General features: G+C 65.8%; 10 protein-coding genes and 1 pseudogene. 6 read left to right on the forward strand and 5 right to left on the reverse strand.

Annotation, left to right across the window (positions count from 1 at the left end; genetic code table 11):
- Nucleotides 1-41 precede the first annotated feature (41 nt).
- Nucleotides 42-1,691, forward strand: coding sequence for a hypothetical protein (locus ABD329_RS38680; protein ID WP_198276814.1), 1,650 nt, complete (start codon nt 42-44; stop codon nt 1,689-1,691).
- A gap of 241 nt (nt 1,692-1,932) precedes the next feature.
- On the opposite strand, the gene ABD329_RS38685 is transcribed toward ABD329_RS38680, so the two are convergent.
- Both ABD329_RS38685 and ABD329_RS38690 read right to left on the reverse strand, forming a co-directional pair.
- Entirely contained in the window at nt 1,933-2,547 is a 615-nt protein-coding gene (locus tag ABD329_RS38685) for a hypothetical protein (protein ID WP_198276813.1), read from the reverse strand.
- 969 nt (nt 2,548-3,516) lie between these two features.
- Nucleotides 3,517-3,678 (reverse strand): hypothetical protein, encoded by a 162-nt coding sequence (locus ABD329_RS38690; protein WP_344317604.1) that lies wholly within the window; start codon nt 3,676-3,678, stop codon nt 3,517-3,519.
- A gap of 1,327 nt (nt 3,679-5,005) precedes the next feature.
- On the opposite strand from ABD329_RS38690, the gene ABD329_RS38695 reads away from it, so the two are divergent.
- From ABD329_RS38695 to ABD329_RS38715, 5 genes are all read left to right on the forward strand, one after another.
- Nucleotides 5,006-5,194, forward strand: a complete 189-nt coding sequence (locus tag ABD329_RS38695; RefSeq protein WP_344317605.1) for a hypothetical protein — start codon at nt 5,006-5,008, stop codon at nt 5,192-5,194.
- Nucleotides 5,119-5,406: a cytochrome ubiquinol oxidase subunit I gene (locus tag ABD329_RS38700; protein WP_281404634.1), complete on the forward strand. Its 288-nt coding sequence runs from the start codon at nt 5,119-5,121 to the stop codon at nt 5,404-5,406. Before ABD329_RS38695 ends, ABD329_RS38700 begins: the two co-directional genes overlap by 76 nt.
- Nucleotides 5,407-5,683: 277 nt before the next feature.
- On the forward strand, nt 5,684-6,100 hold the full coding sequence (locus tag ABD329_RS38705; RefSeq protein WP_198276811.1) for a hypothetical protein: 417 nt from the start codon (nt 5,684-5,686) through the stop codon (nt 6,098-6,100).
- A gap of 103 nt (nt 6,101-6,203) precedes the next feature.
- Complete coding sequence (locus ABD329_RS38710; RefSeq protein WP_198276810.1) at nt 6,204-7,967, forward strand: IS1182 family transposase; 1,764 nt, start codon at nt 6,204-6,206, stop codon at nt 7,965-7,967.
- A 98-nt stretch (nt 7,968-8,065) separates the two neighbouring features.
- Nucleotides 8,066-8,455 (forward strand): thiol-disulfide oxidoreductase DCC family protein, encoded by a 390-nt coding sequence (locus ABD329_RS38715; protein ID WP_198276825.1) that lies wholly within the window; start codon nt 8,066-8,068, stop codon nt 8,453-8,455.
- Nucleotides 8,456-8,508: 53 nt separating this feature from the next.
- On the opposite strand, the gene ABD329_RS38720 is transcribed toward ABD329_RS38715, so the two are convergent.
- From ABD329_RS38720 to ABD329_RS38730, 3 genes and pseudogenes are all read right to left on the reverse strand, one after another.
- On the reverse strand, nt 8,509-10,752 hold the full coding sequence (locus tag ABD329_RS38720; protein WP_246618399.1) for a site-specific integrase: 2,244 nt from the start codon (nt 10,750-10,752) through the stop codon (nt 8,509-8,511).
- Nucleotides 10,753-10,949: 197 nt separating this feature from the next.
- The gene (locus tag ABD329_RS38725; protein WP_198276808.1) at nt 10,950-11,969 is read right to left on the reverse strand and encodes a tyrosine-type recombinase/integrase; all 1,020 of its coding nucleotides are present in this window, start codon (nt 11,967-11,969) and stop codon (nt 10,950-10,952) included.
- A 246-nt stretch (nt 11,970-12,215) separates the two neighbouring features.
- Nucleotides 12,216-12,545: pseudogene (locus tag ABD329_RS38730) on the reverse strand (transposase); the annotation flags it as partial.
- Nucleotides 12,546-12,640 lie beyond the last annotated feature (95 nt).

Raw genomic sequence — 12,640 nt, forward strand, 5'->3', positions numbered from 1 at the left:
ATAGCAGGCTTCCCCACGCCCTTCTCGAGGAGGTCCAATCCATGCCAGAGTTCGCTGTCCCAGCTGAATTGATACGGGAGCGTCTCTTGGTGGCGACGCCGTTCACCCGGCCTGTTGAGATACAAGGAGCCGTGGTACATGGTGAGCTGAATCTGGAGGATGTGAATTCGCCTGCATCACTGCACCTGAAGGGATGCTACTTCTTGCACCCGGTGATTATGCGCAACGCCCGTCTCGCCCGGGTAGCCCTGGATGGAAGCCGGTTGGAATCCCTCGATGCGCGCGGACTCCACGTAACCCAGGACGTGTCCCTCGGCAGGTTCGAGGTGCACAAAGGACGCAAGCCGCAGGCATTCACTGTCACCAATGGAGTGTTGCTTGACGGTGCAAGAATTAAAGGAGACCTGATATGCACCGGGGCGCACCTAGAATCCAACGAAGGGCCAGCGTTCTCCGGGGAGGGGATCCGCGTCCGAAACCTCCTTCTTGACGAAATGACAGTCGAGACGAAGGGAAGTAAAGAGGTACAGAGCAGGGATAAGGAGAGCGCCGAGAAGGGAGCGATCCAACTTTCGGGTGCGTATGTCACTGGAGGGTTGGTGGACTGCCGAATGAGCACGGTGAAGAACAGTGTGGGTCACGGCTTTCAGGGGAACGGGCTCAGAGTCCGCGGCAGCATGTTCTTCGGAGGCATCGAGGTCACCTCAAGGGACACCGCGATCAAACTGCTGGGGGCCGAAGTCGGGATCGCGCTCGTGTTCGGCCGGATCAGCATGGAGCGCAGGGACCGCCAGGAAGACACCCACCTGACGTCCACAAGTGACTCAGCGGTCCGTGCTGATCACCTGCACGTCGGCGAGCGGACCACGTTGGTCGGTGGAACGTATCGAGGGAGCCGGAAGCAAGAGGGGGTGCTCGGCTTCCTCGGCGCCGAACTCGGGATTTCCCTCGACCTCAGGGAAATCCACATGGTAAATGAAGATGGTCGCATCATCTTGAATCTTGAAGATTCTCGCGTCGCTCGCCTTATACTTCCAGCTGACGCGATATGCAACAATCTGCGCGGGAAGTGTGACACTGACACCGCAAAGAAGATCAAGCTTGACGGTGCCGAGTTCAGCAGGACCCGTAAAATCAGAGGCACCAATGCCAGTCAACGGGACGACTGGAAACACCTTCTGCGCTGGCATCATGACCCAGATTATTGCGCCCACCCGTACGAGCGGCTCGCTCTTTCCTATCGCGATTCCGGAAGGGATAAAGATGCACGCAATGTGCTGATCGCGCAGCAGAATCATCTCGCCAAGACCGAAGATGCGGGAAACTGTGTAAGCAAGGCTGGGCTTCATATCCTGCGCGCACTGAATGGGTACGGTTACCGGGTAAGTCTTCTTTTCCTCGTGTGGGTACCGGTCTTGCTGACCGTCACTTTCTCCGCAGGCGTGTTCGCACACTGGTTTGATGCAACGAATGGGTGCAACTGCAACTTGGTCAATCAGTTCGCCATCGGCCTGAATAAAGTGTTCTACGTATTCGGTGCCGCCAGTGGTACAGAGCAGTGCACGCTGGACATGAGGACTGGTGCAGGTCAGGGAGTCTATGCCTTTTTCTGGCTCTTGCGGTTCGCCTCGTGGGTCATCTTTACGTTCCTCTTGGGCGCCTTCTTGAACCTGATCCGGAAGCTGCACTGAGGTGCTTCCAGCCTGTGGCTGGCGCGCCCGAGGAACGACTGATCGCGCCCTCTGCCCTACTAGCGATGGCCGAACGTCGTATGTGAATCGGCAAACCTGAATTTCTAACGGAGTGTGCGCATCCGATTACGTGCGCGCCCCCTCGAAGCGCCGCGCGCCCCCTCGAAGCGCCGCGCGCCCCCGAGTGGCGGGCGCAGCGAGCAGCTGCCGGACGCACGACTGCCGCACCGCCAGCGCATCGTTACCGCGACGAGCCCCAGCGCCAAGCCCATCGGCGCCGACGGACAGTCGGCGGCTCCAGGACGGGGCGCAACGCCTCATGGAACGCCGCCAGCGCCCGGGCCGCCCGGTCCTCGTCGGCGTAGTGTTCGGCGACCGCCGTGAACACCTCCCCCACTGCCGCCTTCAGCTCCGGCTCCTGGCGCCTGAGCAACGGCGCGGCCGCTGCCCCGAGTCGGCTGAGCGGCGCCGCCAGCCTGGCCGCCGACGCTGCGCTCTCCCGGTCCCACTGGCCAATCACCCTGGCCGCGTCGCCGTAACCGGTGAGGACGGCCGGGAATCCCCGCTGCCCGGACCGGACGTACCCCGCGCCTCCTCGGATCGCCGCCCTCAGGGCGACCGTCGCTCTCGCCCGCCATCCGCCCCACACGTGGTCATGGGCATCGCCTGCCACTCTCACCGCCAGCACCGCCGCGATCAGTTCGTCCGCCTGGGCTTCCAGCACCGCCCGGTCCGCGGCCGCTTCCTTGCGGGCCTCCGTCCGACGGGTTCGTCTGTCGCTCTCCCATGCCCCGAGGAACAGGAGAGCCACGGCACCGGCGGCGCTGGCTGCCGTGTTGATCAGATCCGTGTCCATGTCCCCCGGGACATCGCGGCGGGCATCAGGGTTCCGCCCGCGCGTCTCGTGCACTCGTGCGAGATCTCGCCAAGGTCAACCGCATATCCGAACCGCGACCGGTTCTTCGACGAGGGTGTTGGGCTCATCGACAGTCCATGGACGACGTCATTAACCGTGGAGTTCACTGCTGGTTGCCGAGCTGGTGGAGCTCATCAAGATGGTCGTCACGAGGGCCAGACCTTCAGTATGAGTTCCCTGCGGGACCCACCCGTGTGTTCTATCCCACGGGGCAGCAGGTCGAAGCGGATCAATTCGCACCTGTCCGGAGGTGGGGGAAGAAACGCTTCTCTGTTGGAAATTCAGGCCGTTTCATATGGCTGACCTGCAAGGACGCCTTTCCGGGGTGGCAGCGGACCACGAAGGGAGCAGACGATAGCGGGTCACTGCCACATCGTTCCCCCCGGTCGCCGTCTGGGGCCAAGGGCCGGGGTATCGGACGGAACGGCTGTGTCGGTCATGTCGGTACCGTTAGTGAAGCAGGCCGAAGTCTGGTTACGACAAAGGGAAGTTGCAGGCCCATGCTTGGCGGCTGACCTAAAACTTCCCTGTCGTGCCAGAGGCTGCGCCGTCCCACCCACCTCGCAGAAGGAAGGACTTCACGCACCGTGGCTTCTCTCGACGGTACCCCAGATCCGGGGTACCCCAGCCGTGTGGCCCCCTGGATCCCGGCCGTTGTCGCTCTCGTGACCATCACCGTGGTCGTCGTCCTCGGCCTGTCTGGGCACGAAGGGCTAGCGGCAGTCGTAGCTGGTGTCGGAGCCACCGCAGGCGGTGTTCAGGTGACCGTACACATCCGTCGGTGATCAAAGTCGCGTCCCAGAGGCGCCCGGGGACGGCATCTGATCAAGTTGTTCACCGGGGGGAAGATCCGTTACATGCGGGATGCATCCGCAGCCTCAGGTGAGGTCTTGTGGGCGTCGCGCGGCATCACTGATCGGTGGCAGCGCGCTTCTTGGGAACGCGCACGAAGCGTCGTTTCGGGCTGAGGGGCGCGGTCTCGTTCAGCCTGTCGAGCTTGAGGTAGTGGACGTTGCGCATGTGGACGACGTCGAAGTCCATGGGGTTGATGGCGCGGCGCTTGGTCATCACGAGCCCGGCATCCGCGAATTCCCGCAGGCCCTTGCCGCGGGTGTCCTCACTCAGGTCGTACCTGTTCTGCGCTTCCTTCGGGCTGAACCACAGGGCAGTGTGGCGTTCGGCGAGGCTCCAAGCGCCCGAGGAGAGGGGGCTTAACCATGCCCACTGAATGGGATTACCGCGAACACCCCGTTAGTCGCTCGCTCTCAAACGAAATGGCGCGAGACTCCGCCGAATCGCCCACCCAGCCGCTCCGGAGGCCGGGCTCAATTTCTGAGAATTCATCGGTAATTCCGCGATGCCACTCCTCCCCCTGTGCGTCCATAAAAACAATCCCCCGGGCGTTTATTTTGCGACTCGGGTCCAGGCTGCTGTCGTTCAAATCTACGCCCCGCCTGAATTTGGTCAAGTCGATCAACGCCCGGGTGCATGGCGGAATCGATTTCCCTATCCCTATTGACGTTGGAGATCCATTCCAGCTCTCTCTGTCCCGGGCGGGGTCCGAATCTATGAGGAAATAGAGTCCCCACCTTTCGATGGGGTAAACAGAATAGTTGGCAACCGCCACCACGCCGTCAAAGGGGCTTCCATCGTCCTCTAACCACACGGACACCTGCGACGCTTGCTCACGCGCCCGCAACTCGTCTTCCTGCCTCGCATCCGCTCGCTGCTCGTTCAAGGCTTCGACTGCCGCCCAGGTCGCAACCCCGCTCACCAGGAGACCGATAGCGGCTGCGATAGCCGAGATGAAAGTGCCCCAAGAGTTCAACCAGTCGCCGCGGGCGCGGCGAGATGAGCCACCCCGACCCGCGGGCGGACGCTGATGAACTCTCTGTGGCGCCGGCCGCCGCCGCGCCATCCGGGCCCTCCTCAGCCGTACCTGCATCGAACCGCCCCTCTCGCGCTCTGCCTCCGCTGGTCTGACGACGGGGCGAAGAACAGTAGTCCACGCCCCACTGCCCCGTCAGGCGTTCACCGGGGCTCGATGGACTCCTGACCGGCGTAGATCTCCAGGACGCGGGCCGTGATGGCGTCGCAAGCGGCCACATACGAATCTGCGAGCTGCTTTGCACGGATCACGTCGCGTGCTTGTTTCGTACGCAGGCGGCAAATAACGAGCTCGACCGCGGCGACGAGTACGACGTCATCAAGCGCGAAGATGTCCTCGCCCTCGTCGACAACTGCGACAGCGGCACCCCTCTGACGACCAGTGGGACATTCTGACCCAGGCACTCAGCGACGCTCCCATCGACGGCCCCCGCGACCGCGCCCCCACAGGTCGCCTCCCGTCGGGCCGCACAGCATCCTCGGCGCCGTCGTCACGCCGGTCCAGCTCGTGGTGGGCGACTGGATCGCCCGCTTCGTGGCCGACTACCAGCCGGTCAAGCTCGCTGCCATGGAGGCCGGTCATGTGCCGCTCACCGTGGGCGGTTCGCGGGCGACCATGGCCTCATGGGCGGTCTGGAGATCCCATACGGTCTGTCCCTGCTCGTCGGCTTCAGCCCCAGCACGGTCATCGAGGGGCTGAACCAGGCGCCTCCCGCGCGGCGGCCCCCGGTCACCGGCACCCATCTGGCGTTCGACCTGATGGTGCTCGGCGGGCTGTTCCTGATCGGGCTCGAGGTCTGGCTGAGGCCGCCGCCTATCAGGGCGGGCCGCGGCGCCTGGCCGACGAGCTGGAGCCTGTCTGGGACTGGTGGCTGGCCGCAGGGGAGCCGACCCTGTACGACTTCGGCATGACCGTGGAACCCGAGCGCCAGTACGTATGGTGCCGAGATGCGGCAACGGGCCCGCGCTGGCCGCTTCAGGGCCACGCCCGGGCTGCGGTGTAGAGGTCGTTCACCCGGCACCGCACCATGCGGTGAACGTCCTGTCCGCTGGTCTCTGAGCCGCTGTCTTGTGCTGCCCGGCATCGAAGCGCCGCTGCCGGGCGACGTCATCGCTGTCTGGCTCCAGCACCTCCGGTGAGCCCACCCTGGACACAGTCCACAAGGATCGAAAAGTTGAGGGGGATTCGTTGCTGTTCAGGCACTCTGAGAAGCCCGGTGGCCAGCACGTGCGTCTCCTGCGGGAAACGGTGGCCACCCGGCCTTCCGCATTCCGCGGCGGGGATCTGCGTGAGGGGTGGGTGCTGTACCGGTGGGACACGGAGGCCGGAAGGGTCGTGCTGGCCTATCCGGTCCGCGAGGGCCTCGGCATGGTGATGCCGAGCGCGTCCCTGCTGGACGAACTCGCTGCCGATGCGGCCGCGCTGGCCGTGGTCGAGGCCGACTACAACGTCCCCCACGGGCCGAGCCTGGAGGCGGTCGATGCCGCAGCACCGGACATGCCCTACGGGACGACGTGGAAGCTGCTGGAGCGCGTGCTGGGCCATCCCGCACTGGCTTTGTTCACGAGTCGTGGTTCTGGCTCAGCTTCCGGATGCTGTTGGTGATCTTCGCTCGTTGGGGTGAAGCTGTGCGGTCTTCCGTTCTCGCTTGGTTGTGGGTGTGCTGCTCTTGTCTGAGCGGGGCGGATCGAGCGGTCGGAGGGCCGCGATGGCGATGGGCTCGGGTGCGGGGCGGGTGGTTCCGCCGTTGACGGTGCGGATGGCTCGGGCGAGCAACCCGCGAGGCACGGCCGCGATGTGGGTGCGGGACCGGCTGGATGAACTGTTCGTCGATGAGGACTTCGCGGACTGGTATCCGGCTGACGGGAGAAAGGGGCTGTCACCAGCCCGGCTCGCGTTGGTGTCCGTGCTGCAGTACGCCGAGAACTTGACCGACCGGCACGCCGCTGAGGCCGTGCGGTGCCGTCTCGATTGGAAGTACTGCCTGGGCCTGGAGCTGGATGATCCGGGGTTCGACTTCTCAGTACTCAGCGAATTCAGGGACCGGATGGCCCAGGGCGACCGGGCCGACCGGCTGCTGGCTGCGATGGTCGACCATCTTGTGGCGGCCGGGCTGGTCAAACGCCGCGGCCGGGTGCGGACGGACTCCACCCATGTGCTCGCTGCGGTCCGTCGCCTGAACAGGGGAGAACTGGTCGCCGAGACCTTACGGACCGCGCTGGAGGAGCTCTCGGAGCACGGTGAGGAATGGCTGGCCCGGCTCGTCACCCGGGACTGGGCAGACCGCTATGGCCGGCCAGTGCGTTATGACCGGCTGCCTCGCGGCGGGGACGCGCTGATCGACTACGTCCTGAAGGTCGGCGAGGACGGCATGCACATTCTGCGGGCCGTCTACCAGGACGAGGCGCCGCCCGGACTGCGGGAGCTGCCCGCCGTGCAGGTATTGCGGCAGGTCTGGGTTCAGCAGTACTGGTACGACGGCGATGGCCAACTGCGCTGGCGCGGACCGAAATCCACGCGCGACCGGGCCAGCCGACGGGCAACCGACCAGAGGAACACCGGCAAGACCAAGGCAGACGGTCGGCCTGATCCCACCTCGGCACGAGTGCCATGGTCCAGTATGGAGATCGTTACCCCGCATGATCCCGAGGCCCGTTACAGCCAGAAGGTCACAGCAGCCGGACAGCGCGACTGGATCGGCTACCGCGACCACCAGAGTGAAACCTGTGACCGCCCCGGCCCGAACGTGATCGTGCAGGTCGTAACCCGGCCGGCACCGGAACAGGACATCGATGCTCTCGACCGCATCCACCAGGGCCTGACCGAGCAGGGCTTCCAGCCGGCAGAGCACGTCCTCGACGGTGGCTACGTCACTCCGGACAGCATCCACCGCACCGAACAGCAGTGGGGCATCGGACTGCTCGGTCCGGTCCGCGACGATCCCCGTGCCTGTCAACGGCCGGGTTTTGCCAAAGAGGACTTCCGCATCGACTGGCAGGCCCGCACCCTGACCTGTCCGCGCGGTGTGACCAGCCCGCCGTGGAAGTCCACTCTTGGCGATGGACACCCCCGGCTGTCGGTTCTCTTCCCCCGCAAAGCCTGTAGAGAGTGCCAGGACAGGCTTCAGTGCACCGGCAACGTCGACGGCAAAGGACGCCACATCTTCCTTCTGCCAGAGCCCCAGCAGAAGATCCAGACGAAGGTCCGGAAGGAACAGAAGACCGATCAGTGGCGTCGGCGCTTTGCCATCCGCGCGGGCTGCGAGGCCACTGTCTCCGAGACCGTCCACGCTCATGGACTCCGCCGCTGCCGCTACCGAGGCTTGGCCAAAGCTCACGTCCAGCACGTGCTGACGGCCGCCGGAGCCAACATCATCCGCCTCAGCGAGTGCTTCCCACCCGGCACGGCCCCACCCCGCGAGCCTCGACCGACGAGCCACTTCCAGCGACTCTGCCAAAGACTCACGACCTAGAGATCACCAACAGCATCGCTTCCGTGCTCGATGACGCTTCGTGGCCTGTAGTCGTCGGCGGAGCGACCGCCCTGCTGTAAGCGCGGCATGATGCGATGATGAGGAGTCAGCCTGTACTCGTTTTTGACGGAGACTGCGGCTTTTGCTCTACCTCGGTGAGGTTCGCTGAGCGACGCCTACAGCCTCGTTGCGAGACCATTCCTTGGCAGTTCGCGGACTTGGAAGCTCTTGGTGTCACCTCAACGCGAGCCGAGCATGAAGTCCTGTGGGTGACTCGAAGGGGCGTTGTGTATGGAGGCGCCCAGGCTGTTGCCAAGGCATTGTTGAGCGCAGGCGGAGGCTGGGCGCTGGCAGGTGCATTGCTCATGTTGCCTCCCATGCGATGGGCTGCCCACGGTATGTACCGACTCGTCGCAAACAATCGTCACCGCATGCCAGGAGGCACCGCGGCATGTGCTTTGCCCGAGCGGCGAGCGGTTGGCCTGTAGCCGAACTTCCCAGCACCGTCAGGACAGCAGGACGCGTTTGCGGATTCTCTGAACTAGTGATCTTGGTCTGCTGAGGTGTCCTGTCGCCGTGGGGACGGGATCCCGAGGTCGACGGTTTGAGGCGATCGGCGGTCGATCTGGGCGAGCTTGTCGTTGGCGCCGGCGAGGCTGATCTGGAGCCCTTCGACCTCACCCAGCCAGCCTTCGCGTTCCGCCTCGTCGATGCGGGCGAGAAGGTTGTCGCGGATCTCGACGATGCGAGCACGCTGGGCCGGGTCGGGCCAGTGCATCGAACACCGCAGACAGGCGTGCTCATGGATGCAGGGCGTCGAGTAGGCGCGGCCGCATAGCCCGGTGGAGACCTTGCGCCGCTCGAAGTGGCCCAGGAACTCCTCCCATTCGTCGTCGGTGGGCGCCCGATATTCCTCGGAGGGCCGCTGGCTGCGGCGCCGGGCCAGGAACGCCAGGTGCGCTTGGATGGCCTCGTCCGGATAGACGGCCTTGTAGCCGAGGGTGACGTTGATATCCCGGTGCCCGACGATCACTTGGGCGATGTGTGGAGGCAGACCGTTCATGACGGCGTCGGTGATGAACATCCTGCGGAAGTCGTGGGGCGTGTAGTTCAGCGGACGGCCGTCGCTCGGGTCGACCAGGCCGGTGCTGGCCAGAGCGGCCTTGAGCATCTTGCGGACGGTGCCATGGTTGATCGCGCGGCACTCGGTGTGGAACCGACGCTGGAACAGCAGCGGAGCCGGCGGCATCCACACGCATTCGTGCCAGTCGTAGGCGCGGATCAGCGGGACCGGCCCGGAGGGTTCCCGGATTCTGCTGATGATGGTCGACAGCACTTCGGCCAGCTCGGGGCTGACCACCAGCAGCCGTTCCGCGTCGGTCTTGGAAGGAGCGATCTGCAGCAGCGGCACGACCTCGCCTGTGGTCGGCAGACGATACTGCACCAGGCTGTGATGGCTGATCTCGAGTAGTTCCTCGATGCGGACACCGGTGAGGCGGAGAACTTCCACCACAGCCCAGGCCCAGAACGCGTACTCCTCTTCCTGCCCCAGGTCCCGGCGCCGGCCGGTGCGCGGATCGTCCGCCCAGATCCTGGCCGCGGTCGTGCCGGGACGCAGGACGGATCGGGTCAGCGTCTGGTCGCCGACGGTGAAGGCAGTTCCGGGTTCGGCCCGCCGGGCCGCTTGGAGGAGGGCTTCGGCGGTCCTGCGCCGCTGGTCGACCGTGCGGACGAGCACGGGGAGGACCGGTAGCCGCTCACGAGTGCGGGCATCCATGCGGGCCTTGTGCTGTCGCTTGTGCTTGCGAGTCCCGATGTCCTCCCGGCTGACGGGGCAGGGGACGACCCAGCGCGCCCACCGTCCGGGATCCTCGATCGCCCACTGGGACAGGTCCAGGTAGAAGGCCCGCACCTTGACCAGGCACTCGCGGAAGCTGATCCGGGGAACGGGAACGACGGACTTCTCGCCGTCTCGCCCAGTGATCGCCTCCGCCCTGGTCAACAGGCGCTGCCGCCAGGCGGCGGCGACATCGGCAGGCAGGTGCAGCGTGTCGATGCCCGGATGGTGGAGTTCGAGATCCCGCCAGAAACGACAGCCAAGGAAGTAGGCGAGGTCGCGCAGGCTGTTGTAGTCCAGTGCGGGCTGGCGTTCTCGCAGGTAGTCCACGAGCAGATCCCTGACGGGCCGGCACTCGATCTGGTATCGGTCGATCAGCTCCTCCGGGGTCCGCTGTCCACCCGTGCGCAACTCGCGCCAGCCCGTGGGAGCTTCACGCCCGAGGATCTCCAGGTCCCGCAGCGTGCGGTAGAACACGGGGAGGTCCTTGGGCCACGATGCCCGCACTGCGGTCTCCGTATCGGCGAGTTCCAGCACATCGCCGAGGGTGATGTCGTTGACCAGACCGCCCTTGGCCGCAAGGATCACCGCGATTCGCTGCAGTATCAGCCGCCGGGACGACGCCGACAGGTCGGTGCGGCCCTCGCAGTGCGTTTTCAGCCGCGCGAACCCGTCCGGGTCCCGGACAAGGGCGAGGCCGGGAGCAAGATCCCCTTTCAGGGAGGGCACGGACACCAACCACTCCAGCGAGGGACGGATGGCGTCGGCGCAGATCAAGACCTTCAGGCCGTTGGACAGCTCGGACGGTAACCAGGTGGAGCATCGGCCGCGACGGCTGAGCCATTGCAGAGGCGCCTGTCGCCACCGAGCGCCCAGGGCCTCGGCGCCGCTGGTGAGCCATCGCTGCTGCCAAGACTCGCCCGGAAGGTGTTGCAGCCAGTCCAGCAAGTGGGCCAGGCCCCGGACCCGCTTGCCCTGGACCACGGGGTTCGCGAGAACGAACGGTGTGCCGGTCGTGTGCTGCCAAACCGCCGCCCGCGCCAACCGGGTGGCGGCCCAGCCGCCGGGGACGGTCCTCGCGGGGAACCGATCGCGCGGCAGCTTCAGGGCCGCCGCCGTGCTCGCCGCCTTCAGCGTCGCGGTTGTCATGGCCGACCGCCGAACAGGACGCTGAGGGTCTCGGCGCGGTAGCCCGCGGCGGGTTCCGGGGCGGTCCGTGCTGCGGCCTGCCGGGTCTGCTCAGCATGGTGGGCCAGAACCCGGCGGATCACCTCCTCCTTCCGAGGGTTGAGGTAGATCTGTGTGGTGGTCAACTGGGCGTGTCCGAGGACGAATTGGACATCGGTGAGCGGCAGTCTGGGGTCCTCGGCCATCCGGTAGGCCGCGGTATGCCGCAGCGCGTGCAGCGTCGCTGAGGTTCCGGCGAGCGCGTTGACACGCTCGAACATCCGGTGAGTTGCGTGGTAGGTCAGCGGGCGGGACGGGGCGCGAAGCGTCCACCACAGAGGCATCCGTCGCCCGAGAGGGATCGCGTCGTCCATCTCCAACTGGTAGAGCCGCAGCCAGACGAACGCGTCCGTCGAGGCCGGAAGCTCCTGCACCTCCCGGGTGCCCTTGCGGACCACTGCGATCAGCTGACGCCCCGGATCGGCTCCGCCCTGCGTGGCCGACAACAGTTCGCTGGCGCGGGCACCGGTGGACACGTAGAAGGCGACCAGAGCCCGGTCGCGGTGGGAGGGCAGCCGCGCGAAGAGCTCGTTGAACTCTTCGTCCGGGACGCTGCGGGGCACCCGCTTGGGCACCGTCGGGCGATAGAGCCCGGCACGCTCCTTGGCGTGCGGCTCCATCGGGTTGTGATGTGCATGGGCGCGGCCCCCGCGGCGAGACCGGTGCAGGGGGAAGGGGTTGAGGATCGGCCCAGTGCCCACCTCGAGGTGGAAGTCGTAGAAGGCCCGCAGGACCGTCTCGCTGTGTGCACGGACCGACGCCGCGTACGGCTTTCCACCCGCGGTCCACACCCTGGTGGTCGACGAGCGCCAGTGCGGACGCGTCGGCTGCCCAGCGACCAGCAGCCACCGGGAGAAGTCCCGAGCCTCAAGGCGCGTCGCCCGCTCCCATGGGACCTCGACGGCCCACAGGAACCGGAACCAGCGCAGCAGGTCCATCCCATACGAGCGTGCTGTCGCGGACGGCCTGCCGACCCCTTGGAGGCCCTGCAGATAATCGGCGACGCCGCCGACAGGCTCCCTGGACGGATCGAGGAGCCGGTACGGCTCCCACGGATCATCCGTGGCTACCAACTCGCCGGCGAGGGGCACGGCCAGGGACGCCAGGTCTCTCGAGGTATCCACGGCCAGACCAACGACGAATCCATGATCAGGTCACTGAGCTGGGCAAACGCCGCGGGTAGTTCAGTCAACAGGTAGCAGGGCGCAACCTGCACGGCCGAACATCTGGCGCTTGAGCATCTTGATCCGGTTGACATGGCCTTCGACAGGACCCGAGTTCCAGGGCAGGGTGAGGCCGGCGATGACGGCAGCACGGTCGCGGTCGATGCCGGCGGCGAGGGTATGAAGGCTGGGCAGATCGTCTTGTCGGACGGCATCGAGCCAGTCCGGCAGACGCTCGCCCTGGCGGTCGGTGAGCATGATCGCGAAAGACCGCACGTGGCGGGTGAGGGCGTCGAGTTCGGGGCAGCGTGTCCGGACGGCCTTGAGCTGGAGCTGTTCGGACTCGGTAAGAGGTCGTTTTCTCCCAGTGTTTCATCCCGGAATTGGTTGCTTAGTGACGGTTTTCGGATCGCGCCAGGAGATGGTGGCTTCGCCGGTCAGGCGGC

Source organism: Streptomyces javensis (genome assembly GCF_039525925.1).
Lineage (GTDB): Bacteria > Actinomycetota > Actinomycetes > Streptomycetales > Streptomycetaceae > Streptomyces > Streptomyces asiaticus.

Bases quoted from the DNA above. Each gene is read 5' to 3' on its own strand.
- ABD329_RS38710 (WP_198276810.1), top strand. From the start codon at position 6,204: ATGGCGATGGGCTCGGGTGCGGGGCGGGTGGTTCCGCCGTTGACGGTG.
- ABD329_RS38685 (WP_198276813.1), bottom strand. From the start codon at position 2,547: ATGGACACGGATCTGATCAACACGGCAGCCAGCGCCGCCGGTGCCGTG.
- ABD329_RS38725 (WP_198276808.1), bottom strand. From the start codon at position 11,969: ATGGACCTGCTGCGCTGGTTCCGGTTCCTGTGGGCCGTCGAGGTCCCA.
- ABD329_RS38715 (WP_198276825.1), top strand. From the start codon at position 8,066: ATGAGGAGTCAGCCTGTACTCGTTTTTGACGGAGACTGCGGCTTTTGC.
- ABD329_RS38700 (WP_281404634.1), top strand. From the start codon at position 5,119: ATGGGCGGTCTGGAGATCCCATACGGTCTGTCCCTGCTCGTCGGCTTC.
- ABD329_RS38680 (WP_198276814.1), top strand. From the start codon at position 42: ATGCCAGAGTTCGCTGTCCCAGCTGAATTGATACGGGAGCGTCTCTTG.